Below are 17980 nucleotides of genomic sequence, written 5' to 3' on the forward strand. Positions count from 1 at the left end.
CCCGGGGCGCAGACAGTCGGGACGGGGAACGAAACCGACGACCGCGAGGCGAGCGACCATTATGCGCATCAGCGGGCTGTGCCGCTACCCCGGCCCCGGGGCGCAGACAGTCGGGACGGGGAACGAAACCGACGACCGCGAGGCGAGCGACCATTATGCGCATCAGCGGGCTGTGCCGCTACCCCGGCCTTCGCCGAGCCGCGCGGGCATAGCCTCCCACGCAGCGGATGCGTCCCGGCATCCGTCCTTCTCGCCGTCAGGCGGTCCCGCTCGAAGGAACCGATGAGTCACGCGCTCGATCACTCGATGCCCCATGCGGGCGACATCCTCGGTGGGCGCTACATCCTGCGCGAGCGGATCGGCGCCGGGGGGATGGGACGCGTGTTCCGTGCACGCGACGAGGTCCTCGCCCGCGACGTCGCGATCAAGATCTTCTTCGCCGACGCGAGCGACGAACCCGAGCCCCTCCGCCGTATGTCGGAGGCGCGGGCTCTCGCGGCACTCGATCACCCGTCGCTCGTGACGCTTTACGACGCACGGCTCACCGGCGACGATCACGTGTATCTCGTGATGGAGCTCGTGAACGGGCCCTCGCTGCAGCGGCGCATCGAAGAGGGCCCGGTCTCACCGGCCGAGGTCGCGGGGATCATCGCCGACCTCGCGGGGGCTCTCGCCGTCGTTCATGACGCCGGCATCGTGCACCGCGACGTCAAGCCGTCGAACGTGCTGTTGCGACCGGTGCGGGGCGGGGCCCGCGCCGTCGAGGCCGTGCTCGCAGATTTCGGGGTCGCGCGACTCATCGGTGCCACGCGTCTGACCACGCCGGGCACCGTCATCGGGACCGCCGCCTACCTCGCGCCGGAACAGGTGCGCGGAGAGCCGCCCCGAGCCGCGTCGGACGTGTACGCGCTGGGCCTGCTCGCCATCGAAGCGCTCACGCGCCTGCATCCCTTCGGCGGCGGAACGCTGCAGGAGACGCTGCTCGCCCGCCTCGCCCGTCAACCGGACATCCCGGGCACGTACGGCGGCGAGTGGCAGTCGCTGCTGACGTCGATGACGGCTTTCGACCCCGATGAGCGGCCCTCTGCCCAAGACGTCGTGAGGCGGGTGCAGGTGCTGACGCATGAGGCAGTGGGCACCGCCGGCGTGCCCGCGGCCGCGGTGTCGTGGCAGCTGCCGACGGCCGTGATGAGCGCACCTCCGGTGGCGTCGGCAGGAAGCGATGAACCGCGGGCCGCGGCCGCAGGCGGCACCGCGCCGGTCGCCGCCGCGGCATCCGTCGGCGTCGGGGCCGGAAGTTCTTTCGTCTCGGCCGCGCCCCCGCGCCGATCGTTCCGACGGCGGTGGGTCTGGGCGGGCGCCGCAGCCGGCGCCGCGCTCGTCGTCGGTGGGCACGTGATGGCGTTCTCTCTCGGCGCAGTCCCCGACGCGGTCACGGACCGCGTCTCCACCCCCGCGCCTTCGTCGACGCCGGTCCCTCTGGTGGCCGAGAACGATCCCTCCTCGGTCGAGTCGGTGTCGAGCACGGATGCCGAGACTCCACCGCCTTCGCCCGATCCAGTCGCGCCGCAGCCGGTGCAGCCCGCTCCGGCACAGCCGATCGTTCAGGTGCCGGGTGGCGGATCGACGCAACCCGGTCACGGCTCCCCCGACTCCAACGGTTCCAACGCCGTCGAACCGGCGCCGGCCCCCACCCCGCCCGGCGGCGGCGAGGTCGTCCCCACTCCGGTCACGTCGCCCTCGCCGGAGGCGACGCCCGGCGGCTCCGGGCCCGGCGCGGGCGGCTCGGGCAAGGGGAACGGGAACGGAAACGGGAAGGGCTCGAACAACGGGAAGGGGCCGGGGCCCGGACAGGTCGCCGATGCTCCGACGAGTTAGAACGCCCGCCGGAGCGTCACACCGTGCAGAGCTGTGACGAGAAGACTTCGATGACGCGATCGCTATCGGGGAACCCCGCAACAGCCAAGGCGTCGCGTACATCGGCACGAACGGCCTCGAGGTGTGCGGCACCGTCGAGGCGACCCGGCGACGCCCAGGTGACGTCGTCATCGAGCAGGAGGAGTTCTCTCCATTCGGACAGCTCCGCTTCGTCGACCGTCGCTGAAGCGAGCGCTTCGCGCGCGACGCCCCACGCCTCGTCTGTCGCACCATCGTTCAGCGCGGCCAACCACCACTCGATCCGGCACGTTCCGCCCGTGACGCTGACATCGTCGGCTCGGTCGACGACGTCGGGGCGTACCCACCCGCAACCCGCGAGAACGGCGATCGACACGCAGGAGGCGACCAGGACGAGTGCGCGACGCATGCTTCGAGTGTAGGCACGCAGCCCGCGCGAGCAGGGGAGACCACAGGCCTGCGCGTCCCGGCGGGGGTCGGGCGCCTGTGTCAACGGGCGCGACGAACCCCCGAGCGCGGTGGTTCGGTTACCGGCATGAGCGATCCGGATCGACTTCCCATCCGCGACCCCGCTGCCCAGAAGACCGATCGAGACGACACGTCGATCGTTCCCGACATGGAGCAGAGCCCCGCGCACCGTGAGGAGGAGCGTCTCGACCCGGACGCTGATTCCGAACCCGCCTGACATACGTCGTGCCGGGCTTCCTCCCGAGCGCGCCGGCCTACCGCAATGTGCCGATCTGCGCGGTCCGATAACGACGAAGGCCCGACGCTGGTGCGACGGGCCTTCTGGGGCTCCCCGGCTTGGACTCGAACCAAGAACCTATCGGTTAACAGCCGATTGCTCTGCCAATTGAGCTACCGAGGATCATGCTCACCTTGCGGCGGGCAACCCCACGATACTAACAGCACGCGGGGGCGGCGGAAAAATCAGCCCGCCGAAATCCGCCTCTCGGGCGTGCCGTCGGGGGTCCACTGCACCGCCTGGTCGCCATGTCCGAGGCCCACGGCGTGACCGGCGTGCAGCACGAGCACATCGGCATTCAGGTCCTTCGGGGCGTCGGCGTCGTTCGTCACGATGAGCGACGCCATCGCGCGCTCGTCGCGCCTCCGCGTGATCGACGCACGAGCAGCGGCACGCACCTCGAGGTCGAGGTTCGCGTACAGGTCGTCGGCGACGAACAGACGTGGCTCGAGCACGAGCGCGCGAGCCAGCGCGACGCGCTGACGCATGCCCGCGCTGAGCTCATAGGGGTACTTCGGAGCCGTGCCGAGCGGCAGCTCCATCTCGTCGAGAAGGGTCGCCACACGCACGGCGAGCGCCCGCGTGTTGACCTTGCGGTCGCGACTAGTGATGGGTTCGGCGATGACGTCCTGCACGGTCAGGCGTGAGGGAAGCGCCGCTCCCGCTCCCTGCGGTAGATACCCGGTGTGGAAGACCCACTCGCGACGGGCGCGTCCCGGACGTCGGGCCGAGATGCCGTGCACGCGGGCGTCTCCCCCGACCACCGTCAGCCCGTCGTCGGGGTCGCCGGCCAGCAGCGAGACGAGCGAGGTCTTTCCCGACCCCGTCGCTCCCTGCACGACCAGGGTGCTTCCGGCGGGGAGCGTGAAGGTGATCCCGTCGATCACACGCACGCCGCTGCGTGCCAGAGACAGGTCGTCTGCTCGAAGGGCGACGTCGGTGTCGAGGGTCCGGGGCATTCCCTCATCCTCCCCGACCACAACGAGGGATGCCAGCGGCGCGCGGGGCGTCCGCTCAGGAGGCGATGAGGCGCTGGCGGTCGGCGTCGAGCTCGCGCAGCCGGAACCGCAGTCGCTTACCCTCGTCGGAGTCGGCGGGCACCCGCTGGATTCCGCGGAGGAGTTCGTTCTTCTCGCGCTCGAGTTCGCGCACCAGCAGTCCCCGCGCGAGGTCGTTCGCCGAGGCGACCGCGCCCTCTTCGGTTCGTGCCGGGAACTCGGCGGTCAGCAGTTCGGCCGCGAGCGATCTGAACGGCTCGCGCACGGCTTCGACCGCGGCGACGGCCCAGCCGGGCTGGGACAGATCGGTGGATGCCAGGGCGCTGCGGACCGCCTCGAGGGCTGGATGCGTGAACGGCGTCTGCAGGGCCCGCAGGAAGACATCGGGATCGATGCGGTGCCCGTATTGCAGGAACGCCATCATCGCGCCGCGCTCGAGAGCGACGTCGCGGTTGTTCGGCAGCGACGCCATCGTGACCGAGATCGCCACCGGCGCGGGCGCGGAGTCCTTCGCGGCGTCGCGCTTCTCCGCGCGATCGGCGCCGCGAGCCGCCCGTTCGACGGCCGACTGCACCTCGGGCATGTCAAGGCCGAGGCGACGGGCGAGAACGCGGATGTACCCCGGGCGGAGGGCGGGGTCGCGGATGTCGGCGACGATGGGCGCAGCCGCACGCAGGGCGCCGGCACGACCCTCGACGCTGGAGAGGTCGAAGTCCTTGAGCCGCTGGTCGATGACGAACTCGAACATCGGCGCCTTGTTCTCCATGAGCGCGCGGACGGCACCGTCACCCCGCTGGAGGCGCAGGTCGCAGGGGTCGAGGCCCTCGGGGGCGACGGCGACGTACGTCTGCGCCGCAAAACGTTTCTCGTCGGCGAAGGCGCGCAACGCCGCCTTCTGGCCCGCGGCATCCGGATCGAAGGTGAAGACGACCTCACCGGACGAGCTGTCGTCGCCCATCACGCGGCGCAGCACCGTGATGTGGTCGGTGCCGAAGGCCGTTCCGCACGAGGCGATCGCCGTGGTGATCCCGGCGAGGTGGCAGGCCATGACGTCGGTGTAGCCCTCGACGACCACCACCCGGTGCGAGCGCGAGATGTCGCGCTTGGCGAGATCGAGGCCGTACAGCACCTGCGCCTTCTTGTAGATGGGCGTCTCGGGGGTGTTGAGGTACTTGGGGCCCTGGTCGTCGTCGAAGAGCTTGCGCGCGCCGAAACCGATGACCTGCCCGGTCACGTCGCGGATCGGCCAGACGAGCCGGCCGCGGAACCGGTCGTAGACCCCGCGCTGTCCCTGCGATACGAGCCCCGCCTGCAGCAGCTCGTCGCGCGTGAATTTCTGCGCGAGCAGATGGTCCATGAGATGAGACCAGCCCTGGGGCGCGTATCCGACCCCGAAATGCGCCGCCGCCCCGGCATCGAACCCGCGGTCGCCGAGGAAGCGCCGGCCCGTGTCGGCCTCGGGCGTCATGAGCTGGGCGCGGAAGTATTCCGCCGCGGCCGCGTTCGCGGCGTACAGGCGCGAGCGGCCGGTCGTCTCGGGGGCGGGGCCGCCGTCTTCGTAGTGCAGCGTGTATCCGACGCGCGCCGCCATGCGTTCGACGGCCTCGGTGAACGAGACGTGGTCCATCGCGCGCAGGAACGAGTACACGTCGCCCGATTCACCGCAGCCGAAGCAGTGGTAGTACCCGACCTGCGGGCGCACGTGGAAGCTGGGGCTCCGCTCATCGTGGAAGGGGCACAGTCCCTTCATCGAGCCGACACCGGCCGACTTCAGCGCCACGCGCTCTCCGACGACGTCGGCGATGTTGACCCGCGCTTTGACCTCTTCGACGTCGGACTGGCGGATGCGGGGCATCAGGCATCCGCCCCGCGAGCGGCGCGAGCGCCGGGTGCCCATACCCCGAGCTCGGCGGCATCCACTTCTCCGACGAGTCGTCCGTGCCACGCGATCGCGAGCTGGTCGGTGAGGCTCGCCACCTGGTCGACGACCACTCGGCGGCGGGCCGCGTCGTCGTCCGCGGCGGCGAAGTCGGGCGCGTGCAGAGCATCCAATGCCCCCGGGTTCTCCCAGAGGGCGGATGCCAGGCGCTTCAGCACGTGGCGCTGCTCGCGGTACAGCACCTTGCGGCCGTCGATCGACACGACCGTCGCGCCGATGATGCCCTTGAGCACGGCCATCTCGACCTCGACCTCGGCCGGGACGATGACGTGCGCGCGATAGCGCGTCAGCTGGTCGGCGGGATAGGCCTCGCGCGTCGCCGCGGTCGCGGCGCGGGCGAAGCGACCGATGAGGTCGGAGGTGAGGTTTTTGAGACGCGCGAGAGCGGGACGTGTGCCGTCGAAGGAGTGGATCCATTCGGGCAAGGCCATGAGGCGTTCGAGGCCCGCGGCGAGATCGTCGCGGACGAAGTCGTAGCCGACCCATCGCTGGATCGCATCGAGCAGCCCCTCGCGGCCGACCCGCGAGGCCAGTCGCGCGGGGTCGACGTAGCGGTTGACGACCGCGTCCTCGAAATCGTGCACCGAGTACGCGATGTCGTCGGACAGATCCATGACCTCGGCCTCGATGCAGCGCTGGCGTGCGGGTGCTCCCCCGCGCATCCAGTGGAAGACCGGCTCGTCGTCGGGGTAGACGCCAAACTTCAGACGCCCGCCCGGGTCGGGCACGGGCTCGTCGATGGTCCACGGGTACTTGCACGTCGCGTCGAGGCTCGAGCGGGTGAGGTTGAGACCGAACGGCTCGCCGTCGGTGCCGAAGGTCTTCGGCTCGAGGCGCGTGAGGATGCGCAGGGTCTGCGCGTTGCCCTCGAACCCCCCGATGTCGGCGGCCCAGTCGTTGAGCGCACGCTCGCCGTTGTGCCCGAAAGGGGGGTGGCCCAGATCATGGCTCAGGCAGGCGGTGTCGACGACGTCGGGCGACAGCTGCAGTGCCGTCGCCAACTCGCGGCCCACCTGCGCGACCTCGAGCGAGTGCGTGAGGCGGTTGCGGGCGAAATCGGCGGGGCTCGCCGGGCTCAGCACCTGCGTCTTCGCCGCGAGGCGACGAAGCGCGGCGGAATGCAGCACGCGCGCGCGATCACGCGCGAAGTCGTCGCGCTGCGAGCGATGGTTCTCGACGTGGAAGCGCGCGGCATCCCCGTCGTCGTAGCCGACCGGTCGAGCGACCGCCGGCGAGACCTCAACCGCCACTGTGGTGCAACTCCGCTGCGGCGAGCTCGCGGCCGGCGTCGTGGCCGATCTCGCGCGAATCGAGCCACCCGTCGGGAAGAGCGGGGCGCTTGGGCGTGCCGGCGCGACCACGCTGCCCTTCGGCGGCGGCCCCGGGGTACGGGGCGTCGAGCTCCATCGTGTCGAGCAGCTCGTCGATCTCATCGAGGGTCGAGGCGGTCGCGAGGGCCGCGCGCAGCTCGCCGCCGACGGGATACCCCTTGAAGTACCACGCGACGTGCTTGCGGATGTCACGGCATCCGCGGCCTTCGTCGTCGAAGAACTCTACGAGCAACTCGGCATGGCGGCGGAAGGCACGGGCCACGAAGCCGAGCGTCGCGTCGACCGGCGCGCCGTGCGCCGCGCCGGGGCCGCCGAGAGCGCGCGCGAGGTCGCCGAACAACCAGGGGCGACCGAGGCAGCCGCGCCCCACCACGACACCGTCGCAGCCGGTCTCGTTCATCATGCGCACGGCGTCGTCGGCCGACCAGATGTCGCCGTTGCCGAGGACGGGGACGCTCGACACGGTCTCTTTGAGCTTCGTGATCGCGGCCCAATCGGCGTGACCCGAATAGAACTCGGATGCCGTGCGGGCGTGGAGCGCGATCGAGGCGACTCCCGCGCCCTCGGCGATGCGCCCGGCCTCGAGGTAGGTGAGGTGGTCGGCGTCGATGCCCTTTCGCATCTTGATGGTGAGCGGGATGTCGCCCGCGGCGCCGACGGCCCGCTCGACGATCTCGCGGAAGAGCGAGGTCTTCCAGGGCAGGGCTGCTCCCCCGCCGCGGCGCGTGACCTTGGGGACCGGGCACCCGAAGTTGAGGTCGATGTGGTCGGCGTGGTTTTCGTCGACGATCATCTTCACGGCGGCCTCGACCGTCGCGGGGTCCACCCCGTAGAGCTGGATCGACCGCGGCGTCTCGGACTCGTGATGACGGATGAGCCGCATGGTGGTCTCGTTGCGCTCCACCAGGGCACGCGTCGTGATCATCTCGCTCACGTAGAGCCCGGCACCGTATTCGCGACACAGGCGACGGAACGCCGTGTTCGTGATGCCGGCCATCGGGGCGAGCACGACGGGAGCGTCGAGTTCGATGTTGCCGATGCGGAGCGACCGCACCGGAGCCATTGCCGTATTCACTGCACCATTCTCCCAGACGGATAACGACAGCGGTGCCCGATCCCGACGATCCGGGAACGGGCACCGCTGTGCAGGAGCCTCACGCGTCGGCGGTCTCGGATGCCTCGCGACGTTCGCCCCACACCTGGCGGGCGATCTGGGTGAACGCCTCGACGGGCTGCGCTCCGCTCACGCCGTACTTGCCGTCGATGACGAAGAAGGGGACGCCGGTGATGCCGTACTGCTGGGCCTGCGCTTGGTCGGCGCGCACCGCGGGGCGGTAGCGCTGCGACGACAGGGCCTCGCGCGCGGCATCCGGGTCGAGCCCCGCCTCGCCCGCGAGAGCGACGAGATCCTCGTCGCGGCCGACGTGGCGCCCCTGAAGGAAGTAGGCCGACATGAGCAGCTCGGCCAGCTCCAGCTGGCGGCCGTTCTCTTTCGCGAAGTGCAGCAGCTCGTGCGCCTTGACCGTGTTCGTGTGCTTGAGGATGTCGAAGCGGTATTCGAGGCCGGCGTCGGCGGCGACGCCGGTGACTCGGTCGAGCATCTCGCGAGCCGACTCGGGCGAGATGCCCTTGTGCTGAGAGAGGTAGTCGACCTCTCCGCCGTCGAAGTCCTCGGGGGTGTCCGGCGAGAGCTCGAACGAGTGGTACTCGATCTCGACGACCGGGGCGTCGTCATCCGACGCGGTCGCGGCCAGGCCGTTCTCGAGGTTCCGCTTGCCGATGTAGCACCAGGGGCAGGCGATGTCGCTCCACACGTCGATCTTGATGGCATCCGTCATATCGCGTGCAACCTCGGACCGCATCGATCTATTCCGTTGGTGGCATCCGTTCTCCCTGGTCGAAGGCGGCGCCCCCGGCGTGGATCAGGTGCCGGCGACCTCCGGCCCGGTGTAATCGGCGAGCAGGGGCGGGGGCAGGGGGCCCTTGATCCGTCGGCCCGAACCGGTCTCTTCCCAGGCGTGGGCGAGGATGCCCACCGACCGAGCGAGCACGAAAAGGCCCCGCGCCAGTTCGGGCTCGACACCGAGCTCACCGTAGACGATGGCCGAGATGCCGTCGATGTTCATCGGGACGCCCCGTGACGCGAGCGCCCGCTCGACCGCGAGTCCCGCGCGCAGGTGGTCGCCGGAGATCGACCCGGAGGCCACGGCCTGCTCGACGAGCGCCAGGAGAGGATCTCGGCGCGGGTCGACCGGGTGAAAGCGGTGGCCGAAGCCCGGCACGAAGGCACCGCGCGCGCGGTGCTCGGCGAGTTCGTCAATGGCGAGTTGGTCGAGGGAGCGCCCGTCGGAGCGGTGGGCGCCGACCATCCGGTTCAGCATCGCCACGCACTGCTGCCCCGCACCGCCGTGGGTGTCACCGAGCACGTTGATGCCGTTCGCCATCGCCGAGTTGATGCCCACACCGCACGTGGCCGCCATGCGCGCGCTCGCGATCGAGGGCGCTTGCGGTCCGTGGTCGACGCTCGCCACCAGCGTCGCCTCGAGCAGCCTGCCGCGCTCGGGATCGAGGACCTCTCCGGTGACCATCAGCCAGATGGTCTCGACGAAACCGGTCGTGCCGATGAGATCCTGCACGGGCCGGCCACGGAAAGCGATCTCACCCGGCTGGATGCGCGTGATGGCCGTGGCCCACCACGCGGTGACGGGGGCCAGCTCGTCGTCGGTCATACGGCACCTTCCTCGTGCAGGTCGGCGATCTCTTCGGCGCTGTAGCCGAGAGCCGCCAGGATCTCGTCGGTGTGTTCGCCGAGCAGCGGCGGGGGCGTGCGCGGTGCCGAGGGTCTCCCGTCGATCCGGATGCCGTTGCCCAGGACGCGGAGCGGTTCGTCGCCGCCGCCCGGGAAGGCGAGCTCGTGCACGAGGCCGCGATCGCGGATCTGGGGGCTCTGCAGCATCTCGCCCACGCGGAGAACGGCGGCCGCCGGAACGCCCGCGGAGCTCAGGACGTCCTCCCACTCCGCGGCCGAGCGTGCGACGAGCGCGCTCTCGAGCTCGGCCGTGAGCGCCGCGCGATGCGTTTTACGGCTCTCGCGCTCGCGGAACCGGTCGTCGGTGATCAGGTCGGGGCGAGCCACGAGGGTGCAGAGGATCTCGAACTGCTCCTGCTTGTTCGCGGCGATGTTGAGCATCCCGTCCCCGGTCGTGAACGCCCCGGAGGGGGCAGCCGTGCCGTTGTCGTTGCCGAGGGGACGGGGTTCGTGACCGTCGACCAGCAGGTTCGAGACGACCCACCCCATCGCGGTCACGGCGGTCTCGAGCATCGAGACATCGATCACCGCGCCGATACCCGTGCGCGCGCGACCGGCCAGGGCGCTGGAGATCGCGAACGCCGCGGCGAGTCCGCCGATCGTGTCGGCGAGCGGGAAGCCCGCGCGCAGTGGCCCGGTTTCGGCGGTGCCGGTCACGCTCATCATCCCCGAGTACCCCTGGATGATCTGGTCGTACGCCGGCTTCGTGCGCATCGGGCCGGTCTGGCCGAAACCGGACACCTGGCACAGGATGAGGCGGGAGTTCAGAGCCCGCAGGTGGTCCCACCCGAAACCGAGACGGTCCAGGACGCCGGGGCGGAAGTTCTCGACGAGCACGTCGGCGGTCGCGACGAGCCGACGCAGTGCCTCGGCGCCGCTCTCCGTCTTCAGGTCGAGGGTGATCGACCGTTTCTGCGCGTTCTGCGCCAGGAAGGAGATCCCGAGCAGCTGCGCGTTGAGCTCGGCGGAGGTACCGAGACGACGCGCGAGGTCGCCTCCCTCCGGGGTCTCGACTTTGATGACGTCGGCGCCCATCAGCGCCAGCTGATACGCCGCGTAGGGGCCGGCGAGGACGTTCGTGAGATCCAGGACGGTGACGCCCGTCAGGGGCCCCGGAGTCGTGGCATCCGTCATGCGGTGACCTGCCGCTTCCGCGCGGCGCGCACCCGGGTGAAGATCACGCCCGCGATCGCGACGGCGAGCACGGCGTACAGGGTGATCGAGATGGGGCTCGACACCAGGATGCCGGCGTCGCCCTCGCTGACGGCCATGGCACGGCGGTACTCGGTCTCGGCGAGGGGGCCGAGGATGATGGCGATGAGCATCGGGGCGACCGGGAGGCCGTAGCGCCGCATCAGGAAGCCGAGCAGACCCACCGCGAGCACGAGCACCAGGTCGAGGATCTTGCCGCTCGTGGCGTAGACGCCGAGCATGGCGAACACCGTGATTCCCGCGTAGAGGTAGTGCTTGGGCACCTTGAGCAGCTTCGCCCAGAGGGGCGCGAACGGCAGGTTGAGGATCAGGAGCACGACCATACCGACGAAGAAGCTCGCCAGCAGCGCCCACACGAGGTCGGGTGCGCGGTCGAAGAGCAGCGGTCCCGGCTGCAGTCCGTACTGACGGAAGGCGGCGAGCAGGATCGCCGCGGTCGCCGAGGTGGGAAGTCCCAGGGCGAGCAGGGCTCCCATGGCGGTACCCGCCGTCGCGTTGCCGGCCGCCTCGGGACCGGCGACGCCCTGGATGGCCCCGCGGCCGAACATCGGGCGCTTGCGTCGTCCGTCGAGTTTGCGCTCCGCGCCGTATGACAGGAAGGTCGGAACCTCGGAGCCGCCGACGGGGATGATGCCGAATGGGACGCCGATCGCGGTGCCGCGTAGCCACGCGGGCAGCGCCTGCCGCAGCTCGCGGAACGACAGCCAGAGGCGACCGCTCGACGCCAGGAGCTTCGTGTCGTCCGGAGTGCCGCGACGACCTGCGACGCTGAACACTTCGCCGAGGGCGAGGAGGCCGACGGTGATCACGACGATGTCGATGCCGTCGAACAGTTCCGGTAGGCCGAAAGTGAAGCGCGAGGCACCGGAGGCGCCGTCGATGCCGACGACCGAAATGGCCAGTCCGATGGCGAGGGCCGCGAGGCCGCGCAACACCGAATCGGTGACGACGGCCGAGATCGCGACGAAGGCGAAGACGGCGAGGGCGAGGTACTCGGCGGGGCCGAAGAGGGTTGCGAGTTCCGCGAGACGCGGTGCGAAGAAGACCACCAGGATCGAGGCGATGATGCCGCCGATGAAGGCGCCGATCGCCGAGGTCGCCAGCGCCTGCGCCGCGCGGCCGTCCTTGGCCATCCGATGGCCCTCGATCGACCCGGCGATCGCGGTGCTGTTGCCGGGAGTGTTCATCAGGATGCCGGCGATCGAGTCGCCGAAGAGACCACCGAAGAGGACCCCGGCGAACATGATGAACGCGCCGATCGGATCCAGGGAGAAGGTGACCGGCAGCAGCAGCGCGACCGCCATCGCCGAGCCGAGGCCCGGCAGCACGCCCACCGCGGTGCCGAGAACGGCGCCGATGAGCACCCACAGCATGTTGATGGGCGTGAGGACGACGGCGAAGCCCTCCCCCAGGTTGACCAGAGCGTCCATCAGAACAGGCCCTCCAGAATTCCAGGCGGCAGGTTGAGTCCGAGACCGCCGGAGAAGGCGATCTGCACGATGGCGGAGATCGCAAGCGAGAGGAAGATGTCGAAGATCGGGCGGCGGCTGCCGAGCGATCGGGCGATGCCCCAGAACAGGAAGGCACCTGAGAGGAGCCAGCCGAGCGGGGTGAGTGCTGCGATGAAGACGATGACGGTGCCGACAGCGCCCGCGAGAGCCCATTGGTTGCTGCGCGGACGAACCGCGGGGGCATCGGGCTCGCGCCCCTCGACCGCGGCGATGAGCGCGTCGTCGTCGATCTCGGCGGTGTCTCCGGCGGCGGTGCCATCGACGACCTCGGCCGGCTCGGGGCGGCGGATCACATCGATGGCGAGCAGGACCGCGAGCACGATCACGGCGCCCGCGATGAGCGCCGGGAACAACTGCGGTCCGGGAGGAGCGGTGTTGGCGGGCACCGTCATCGTGAGGGTGCCCACGATCAGGGCGAGCCCCACTGCCAGCATGACGGCGGGGACGACCAGTCCGGTCCGACGCCGCCAGAAGCCGTGGGAGGGACGCGCCCGGTGTGTGCGCGCAATGGTGGGGACGACGCCGCTCACAGGCCCAGCTCCTCGATGATCGCGTCGACGCGCGCTTGATCCTGCGCGATGAAGTCGGCGAACTCCGCGCCGGTCAGCAGCGCGTCGCGCCACCGGTTGCGCTCGAGCACCTCGGCCCACTCGGGGGTGGCGGCCATCTGCTCGACGATGGCGACGAGCTCGTCGCGGTCGGCATCCGTCAAGCCGGGAGGGGCGACGAGGCCGCGCCAGTTCGGGAGGTTCACGTCGACGCCCTGCTCGATGAAGGTGGGGATGTCGATACCGGGGACGGCTTCCTCGGACGAGACGGCCAGGGCCCGCAGGCGCCCGGCTTCGATCTGGTCGCTGAAGTCGTTGTATCCGCTCACACCAACCGCGACCGTGTTCGACAGCAGCGCCGTGAGCACTTCGCCGCCACCGGCGTACGAGACGTAGTTGATCTCGCCCGGGTCGATGCCCGCGGCTTTCGCGGTGAGTCCGGTCAACAGGTGATCGGTGCCGCCGATGCCGCCGCCGCCGATGGCCTGGCCGTGCGGATTCTCGCGCCACGCCCGGACGAAGTCGTCGAGGTTCTGGAACGGCGAGTTCGCCGGCACGATGAAGACGATGTAGTCCTCGGCGAGACGCGCGATCGGCGTGGTGTCGGCCAGGGTCGCGGCGGAGCCGTTCGCGGTGATCGCGCCCTCCATGACGGTGCCGGTCATCATCAGGTTCGTCGGGTCGGCGTCGAGCTGCACGAACTGACCGAGGCCGATGGTCCCGCCCGCGCCGGGCACGTTGACCACCTGCACGTTGTTGACGACCGAGGTCGAGCGCAGCACCTGCTGGGACTCGCGGGAGGCGAGGTCCCACCCGCCGCCGGGGGCCGCCGGGGCCATGATCGTCAGCTTGGTCCGCGGGTCGGCGCCGGCGCTCGAGCCGCTGGCGTTGACCGCGGCCACGCCGACGAGGGCGGCGGTGGCTGCGATCCCGAGCGCGTTCCATAGGACGCGTCTGGTTCTCACGTCGTCACTCCTTCGTGATGAGGTTCGAGCCGGTGTCCGTCTAGTGGACTCCGGTGTCCACCTGACGGTACACTCGAGTCTCGTGAAGGCGCAACCGTGGCGCCGGGGAGAGATGCTGATGTCGACGATCGTCGAGAGCCGCGACGGCTCGACCGCCGAGGGCGGTGGCGTCCGGGCGGTCACCCGGGCCTTCGAGGTGCTGCAGAGTTTCACGGCGGATCGTCCCGTGCTCTCCGTCGCCGAGATCGTGCGCGAGAGCGGCCTGCCGCGCACCACGGTGCTGCGGCTGATCGACACCCTCGTCGGCGAGCGCATGCTGCGCCACGCCGCCGACGGCCGCATCACGGTCGGCGCACGCCTCATCCGTCTCGCCGCTTTCGCCGAGGCGGCGTGGGCCGTCCCCGAAGAGACCGCCGAGCGCATGACGCGGCTCGCGCAGGAGACCGGTGAGACCGCGAGCCTCTACGTCCGCAGCGGCCTGCGCCGCGTGGCCGTCGCTCAGTCCCCCAGCCCCTACTCGCTCCGCCACGTCGTCCAGGTCGGCGACGAGATGCCGCTTCTGGCGGGGGCGTCGTCGACCCTCCTGGCGGCGGCGAGTGGGCCGGATGCCGCGGAGCAGGTGCTCGCATCGGCCTCGGCCGACGAGATTCGCCGTGTCGACGCGGATGCCTTCCGCGCGGCCGTCGCCGCGGCCGCCCGTGATCGCCATGCCGTCTCGCACGGGGCCCGCGAGCCGGGCAACAGCGGCGTCGCCGTGATCGTGAGAGAGGGCGACGACCGGCGTCCCGCTGTGGTGCTGGGGCTCGGTGGCCCCACGGCCCGCTTCACCGAGGAGCGTGTGGCGATGTTCCTCGAGGCGCTCGAGGCAGCGGCATCCGACCTCCGGCACACCGGTCTGCCCCCCGCACTCGACTGACTTTCCGCACACCCCATCCCCGACGAGAGGAACGCCCAACGATGAGCACTCCGACCGAGATCACGGCATATCCCCCACCCGGTGCGTACGCGTCAGCCACCGTCGGCGACGCGATGGAGCGCTTCGGGGTGGCGCGGGGCGTCTCGCCCCTGTGGGTCGGCGCGGTCGTCTCCGGCCCCGCGGCCACGGTGCTCACGCGTGCCGGCGACAACATGGGTGTGCACGCGGCGTTCGAGGTCATTCGTGCGGGCGAGGTGCTGGTGGTGGACGGCGGTTCGGACGAGACCCGGGCTCTGATCGGTGAGCTGGTGGCAGAGAAGGCGAAGGCGCTCGGCGTGGCCGGCATCGTGCTCGACGGTGCGGCTCGTGACGCCGGTGAGCTGCGCGAGGTCGGCGTCCCGGTCTTCGCTCGCGCGGTGACCCCCGCCGGCCCGTGGAAGACGGGGCCGTACCGCCTGGGCGGCACCGTCAGTCTCGGTGGCGTCCCCGTCTCGCCCGGCGACTGGATCGTCGGCGACTCGGACGGTGTGGCCGTCGTCCCGCGTGCGCGTATCGCGGAGGTCAGCGCCGCAGCCGACGAGCTCGTGCGGGGCGAGGCCGAGCGCCGCACGGCCAACAGGGCGCTCACGCCCCGTGGTTGAGTTCTCCCCGACGCGGCCGGTGATCTGGATCCCCCGCGAGATCCACGTCGACGCGGTGGCCGATCTCGAGACTTGGGCGGACGTGCGACGCGGGTGGGGTGCCGAGGCCGTGGCCGAAGACGCGATCGCTCCCCTGGTTGAAGGGATCCTGCTGCGGACCGCCCGCCTCGACGCCCCCCAGCTGGAGCGGATGCCGCGGCTGCGTCTCATCGCCCGTCACGGCGTGGGCACGGACACCGTCGACACCGTGTTCGCTCGAGAGCGCGGCATCCGGGTGACGATCACTCCCGAAGCGAACGTGCTGTCGGTCGCCGAGCACGCGGTGGCGCTGTTGATGGCGGTGCGGCGGGGTATCGTCGCGGCCGCGACCGGAGCCGCCTCGCGTGCGGAACTGATCGGGGGCGAGCTCAGCGGCTCCACCCTGGGTCTGATCGGCTTCGGCCGCATCGCGCGCCGCGTGGCCCGCATCGGGCAGGGCGGGTTCGGCATGCGGGTGCGCGCGTACGACCCCGGGCTGAGCGACGACGAGGTGCGGGCGGGCGGCGCCGAGCCGTGCTCGCTCGACGATCTCCTCGACGAGGCAGATGCCGTGAGCGTGCACGTTCCGCTGGTGTCCACGACCCGCGGTCTGCTCGGAGCCGAGCAGTTCCGAAGGATGCCGTCGCACGCGATCGTGGTGAACACCTCGCGGGGTGGGGTCGTCGACGAGGACGCGCTGGCCGAGGCGCTCGACGCGGGCGAGCTGGGTGGCGCGGGACTCGACGTTTCCGAGATCGAGCCGATGCCCGACGACCACCCGCTCCGCGGTCGTGCGAACGTCGTCATCACGCCGCACATCGGTGGTCAGACGCGCGAGGCGATGCGGCGGGTCGCGATGGAGGCCGCCGCGTCGCTCCGGTCCGAGCTCGCGCCCTGAGGTCTCACGCGGTCGGGGTGTCGACGGCCCCGCCGAAGCGGCGATCGCGCGACAGATAGAGTCCGATCGCGTCCCAGAGGTGTGTGCGGCGGAAGTCGGGCCAGAGCGTGTCGAGGAACACCATCTCGGCGTACGCCGATTCCCACAGCAAGAAGTTCGAGGTGCGCTGCTCGCCGCTGGAACGCACGAACAGGTCGACGTCGGGCATATCGGGCTGATACAGATTCTTGCGGATGAGTTTCTCGGTCACCGCGGAGGGCTTGAGCCGCCCGGCTGCGATGTCGTCGCCGATGCGGCGCATGGCATCCACGATCTCGACCCGTCCGCCGTAGTTCACGCACATGGTGAGCGTCAGCGTCGAGTTGCCCTCGGTGAGGCGCTCGGCGTGCTGGAGCTCTTTGATGACCGAGCCCCACAGGCGCGGCTTTCGCCCCGACCATCGGATCCGCACGCCCCACTCGTTGAGCTGGTCGCGGCGGCGGTGCAGCACCTCGCGGTTGAAGCCCATGAGGAAGCGCACCTCGTCGGGCGACCGCGACCAGTTCTCGGTCGAGAACGCGTACACCGACAGGTGCTTCACACCCGCCTGGATGGCGCCGGCGACGACGTCGAGCAGAGCCGCTTCCCCGGCCCGGTGACCCTCGACGCGCGTGAGTCCCTGGCGGTTGGCCCAGCGGCCGTTGCCGTCCATCACGATCGCGACGTGCTCGGGCACGGCCCCCTTGGGGTAGGTCGGCGGGTACTCGCCGGTCCAGTCCAGGGGGCGGTAGGCGACGGCGTCGCGGTGCGTGAACGGCTTGGGTGTCATCGGTGCGACTCCAGGTGAGAGAGGGAACGGATGCCGCGCTCGAGGTGGAATTGCGCGTAGGCCGCCACGAGGCCCGAAGCGGCCGCGGTCGTGCGACCGGGTGCGGCGTCGATGGTCTCCCACTCCCCCGCCATCAGGGCTCGGAGCATGCTGACGGTGTCGCGCGCCACGCGGGGCGAGCCCGCGGGGGCACAGGTCGAGCAGATGACACCCCCCAGCTGCGGGAGGAAGTAGTCGTGGTCTCCGATCGTGCCGCAACGGGCGCACTCGGTCAGTCCCGGCGCCCAGCCCGAGAGGGCCATCGCGCGGAGCAGGTACGAGTCGAGCACGCTGCGTTCGGAGTGCTCCCCGCGCGCGAGGGAGCGGAGGCCGCCCACCAGCAGAAGGTATTGCTGCGGGGTCGCCTCGGCCTCGTTCAGGCGATCGGCGGTCTCGACCATGGCGCTCGCGGTGGTGTACCGGTCGTAGTCGGTGACGATGTCGGCACCGTACGAGCCGAGAGACTCGGCCTGCTGCACGATGTCGAGGTTGCGTCCCGTCGACAGCTGCACGTCGGCGACCATGAAGGGTTCGAGCCGAGACCCGAACTTCGACGAGGTGCGGCGTACCCCCTTCGCGACGGCACGGATCTTGCCGTTGCGACGGCTGAGCAGCGTGAGGATGCGGTCCGCCTCCCCGAGCTTGTGGGTACGCAGGACCACGACTTCGTCGCGGTAGGTGGGCACAGTCCATTATCCGCCCGCTC

General features: G+C 70.6%; 18 protein-coding genes and 1 tRNA gene. 5 read left to right on the top strand and 14 right to left on the bottom strand.

Annotation, left to right across the window (positions count from 1 at the left end):
* Positions 1-282: 282 nt before the first annotated feature.
* Positions 283-1878: a serine/threonine-protein kinase gene (locus tag J2X55_RS09160; protein WP_309823034.1), complete on the top strand. Its 1596-nt coding sequence runs from the start codon at positions 283-285 to the stop codon at positions 1876-1878.
* 16 nt (positions 1879-1894) lie between these two features.
* Here J2X55_RS09160 and J2X55_RS09165 read toward each other — a convergent pair whose 3' ends face one another.
* On the bottom strand, positions 1895-2305 hold the full coding sequence (locus tag J2X55_RS09165) for a hypothetical protein (protein WP_115918200.1): 411 nt from the start codon (positions 2303-2305) through the stop codon (positions 1895-1897).
* A gap of 126 nt (positions 2306-2431) precedes the next feature.
* On the opposite strand from J2X55_RS09165, the gene J2X55_RS09170 reads away from it, so the two are divergent.
* Positions 2432-2581, top strand: coding sequence for a hypothetical protein (locus J2X55_RS09170; protein WP_309823035.1), 150 nt, complete (start codon positions 2432-2434; stop codon positions 2579-2581).
* 110 nt (positions 2582-2691) lie between these two features.
* Here J2X55_RS09170 and J2X55_RS09175 read toward each other — a convergent pair.
* From J2X55_RS09175 to J2X55_RS09225, 11 genes are all read right to left on the bottom strand, one after another.
* Positions 2692-2764: transfer RNA gene (locus J2X55_RS09175), tRNA-Asn, on the bottom strand.
* A 62-nt stretch (positions 2765-2826) separates the two neighbouring features.
* Positions 2827-3600 carry an ATP-binding cassette domain-containing protein gene (locus tag J2X55_RS09180; RefSeq protein WP_115918198.1) on the bottom strand — a complete coding sequence of 258 codons (774 nt, stop codon included), beginning with the start codon at positions 3598-3600 and terminating at the stop codon, positions 2827-2829.
* 55 nt (positions 3601-3655) lie between these two features.
* Positions 3656-5494, bottom strand: a complete 1839-nt coding sequence (gene dnaG / locus J2X55_RS09185) for a DNA primase (RefSeq protein ID WP_309823036.1) — start codon at positions 5492-5494, stop codon at positions 3656-3658.
* The gene (locus J2X55_RS09190) at positions 5494-6828 is read right to left on the bottom strand and encodes a deoxyguanosinetriphosphate triphosphohydrolase (protein ID WP_309823037.1); all 1335 of its coding nucleotides are present in this window, start codon (positions 6826-6828) and stop codon (positions 5494-5496) included. The genes dnaG and J2X55_RS09190 overlap by 1 nt, the downstream gene beginning before the upstream one ends.
* Positions 6818-7972 (bottom strand): tRNA dihydrouridine synthase DusB, encoded by a 1155-nt coding sequence (gene dusB / locus J2X55_RS09195; protein WP_309823555.1) that lies wholly within the window; start codon positions 7970-7972, stop codon positions 6818-6820. Before dusB ends, J2X55_RS09190 begins: the two co-directional genes overlap by 11 nt.
* A 91-nt stretch (positions 7973-8063) precedes the next feature.
* The gene (locus tag J2X55_RS09200) at positions 8064-8747 is read right to left on the bottom strand and encodes a DsbA family protein (RefSeq protein WP_115918192.1); all 684 of its coding nucleotides are present in this window, start codon (positions 8745-8747) and stop codon (positions 8064-8066) included.
* 84 nt (positions 8748-8831) lie between these two features.
* Positions 8832-9638: a citryl-CoA lyase gene (locus tag J2X55_RS09205; protein ID WP_309823038.1), complete on the bottom strand. Its 807-nt coding sequence runs from the start codon at positions 9636-9638 to the stop codon at positions 8832-8834.
* Positions 9635-10852 (bottom strand): CaiB/BaiF CoA-transferase family protein, encoded by a 1218-nt coding sequence (locus tag J2X55_RS09210; protein WP_309823039.1) that lies wholly within the window; start codon positions 10850-10852, stop codon positions 9635-9637. The genes J2X55_RS09205 and J2X55_RS09210 overlap by 4 nt, the downstream gene beginning before the upstream one ends.
* Positions 10849-12360 (bottom strand): tripartite tricarboxylate transporter permease, encoded by a 1512-nt coding sequence (locus J2X55_RS09215; protein WP_309823040.1) that lies wholly within the window; start codon positions 12358-12360, stop codon positions 10849-10851. Before J2X55_RS09215 ends, J2X55_RS09210 begins: the two co-directional genes overlap by 4 nt.
* Entirely contained in the window at positions 12360-12971 is a 612-nt protein-coding gene (locus tag J2X55_RS09220) for a tripartite tricarboxylate transporter TctB family protein (protein WP_309823041.1), read from the bottom strand. Before J2X55_RS09220 ends, J2X55_RS09215 begins: the two co-directional genes overlap by 1 nt.
* Positions 12968-13954, bottom strand: a complete 987-nt coding sequence (locus J2X55_RS09225) for a tripartite tricarboxylate transporter substrate-binding protein (protein WP_309823043.1) — start codon at positions 13952-13954, stop codon at positions 12968-12970. The genes J2X55_RS09220 and J2X55_RS09225 overlap by 4 nt, the downstream gene beginning before the upstream one ends.
* Before the next feature lie 82 nt (positions 13955-14036).
* Between J2X55_RS09225 and J2X55_RS09230 the strand changes: the two genes are divergently transcribed.
* Genes J2X55_RS09230 through J2X55_RS09240 form a run of 3 tightly spaced genes read left to right on the top strand, consistent with a single transcriptional unit; the run spans position 14037 to position 16427 of the window.
* The gene (locus tag J2X55_RS09230) at positions 14037-14870 is read left to right on the top strand and encodes a helix-turn-helix domain-containing protein (RefSeq protein ID WP_309823044.1); all 834 of its coding nucleotides are present in this window, start codon (positions 14037-14039) and stop codon (positions 14868-14870) included.
* Positions 14871-14911: 41 nt separating this feature from the next.
* Positions 14912-15511, top strand: coding sequence for a methyltransferase (locus J2X55_RS09235; RefSeq protein ID WP_309823047.1), 600 nt, complete (start codon positions 14912-14914; stop codon positions 15509-15511).
* A gap of 19 nt (positions 15512-15530) precedes the next feature.
* A complete protein-coding gene (locus tag J2X55_RS09240; RefSeq protein WP_309823050.1) occupies positions 15531-16427 on the top strand; it encodes a hydroxyacid dehydrogenase in 897 nt (298 codons plus the stop codon).
* Positions 16428-16431: 4 nt separating this feature from the next.
* Here the strand turns inward: J2X55_RS09240 and J2X55_RS09245 are convergent, their stop codons facing one another.
* Both J2X55_RS09245 and recO read right to left on the bottom strand, forming a co-directional pair.
* A complete protein-coding gene (locus J2X55_RS09245) occupies positions 16432-17235 on the bottom strand; it encodes an isoprenyl transferase (RefSeq protein ID WP_115918182.1) in 804 nt (267 codons plus the stop codon).
* Positions 17232-17960 carry a DNA repair protein RecO gene (recO, locus tag J2X55_RS09250; protein WP_115918180.1) on the bottom strand — a complete coding sequence of 243 codons (729 nt, stop codon included), beginning with the start codon at positions 17958-17960 and terminating at the stop codon, positions 17232-17234. The genes J2X55_RS09245 and recO overlap by 4 nt, the downstream gene beginning before the upstream one ends.
* Positions 17961-17980 lie beyond the last annotated feature (20 nt).

This window comes from Microbacterium sp. 1154, from assembly GCF_031455375.1.
In the GTDB taxonomy this organism is placed as follows: domain Bacteria; phylum Actinomycetota; class Actinomycetes; order Actinomycetales; family Microbacteriaceae; genus Microbacterium.

What these genes read in the sequence shown, in the direction of transcription:
- J2X55_RS09160 (WP_309823034.1), top strand. Translation starts at nt 283, where the DNA reads ATGAGTCACGCGCTCGATCACTCGATGCCCCATGCGGGCGACATCCTC.
- J2X55_RS09165 (WP_115918200.1), bottom strand. Translation starts at nt 2,305, where the DNA reads ATGCGTCGCGCACTCGTCCTGGTCGCCTCCTGCGTGTCGATCGCCGTT.
- J2X55_RS09170 (WP_309823035.1), top strand. Translation starts at nt 2,432, where the DNA reads ATGAGCGATCCGGATCGACTTCCCATCCGCGACCCCGCTGCCCAGAAG.
- J2X55_RS09180 (WP_115918198.1), bottom strand. Translation starts at nt 3,600, where the DNA reads ATGCCCCGGACCCTCGACACCGACGTCGCCCTTCGAGCAGACGACCTG.
- dnaG (WP_309823036.1), bottom strand. Translation starts at nt 5,494, where the DNA reads ATGCCCCGCATCCGCCAGTCCGACGTCGAAGAGGTCAAAGCGCGGGTC.
- dusB (WP_309823555.1), bottom strand. Translation starts at nt 7,972, where the DNA reads ATGGCTCCGGTGCGGTCGCTCCGCATCGGCAACATCGAACTCGACGCT.
- J2X55_RS09200 (WP_115918192.1), bottom strand. Translation starts at nt 8,747, where the DNA reads ATGACGGATGCCATCAAGATCGACGTGTGGAGCGACATCGCCTGCCCC.
- J2X55_RS09205 (WP_309823038.1), bottom strand. Translation starts at nt 9,638, where the DNA reads ATGACCGACGACGAGCTGGCCCCCGTCACCGCGTGGTGGGCCACGGCC.
- J2X55_RS09210 (WP_309823039.1), bottom strand. Translation starts at nt 10,852, where the DNA reads ATGACGGATGCCACGACTCCGGGGCCCCTGACGGGCGTCACCGTCCTG.
- J2X55_RS09215 (WP_309823040.1), bottom strand. Translation starts at nt 12,360, where the DNA reads ATGGACGCTCTGGTCAACCTGGGGGAGGGCTTCGCCGTCGTCCTCACG.
- J2X55_RS09235 (WP_309823047.1), top strand. Translation starts at nt 14,912, where the DNA reads ATGAGCACTCCGACCGAGATCACGGCATATCCCCCACCCGGTGCGTAC.
- J2X55_RS09245 (WP_115918182.1), bottom strand. Translation starts at nt 17,235, where the DNA reads ATGACACCCAAGCCGTTCACGCACCGCGACGCCGTCGCCTACCGCCCC.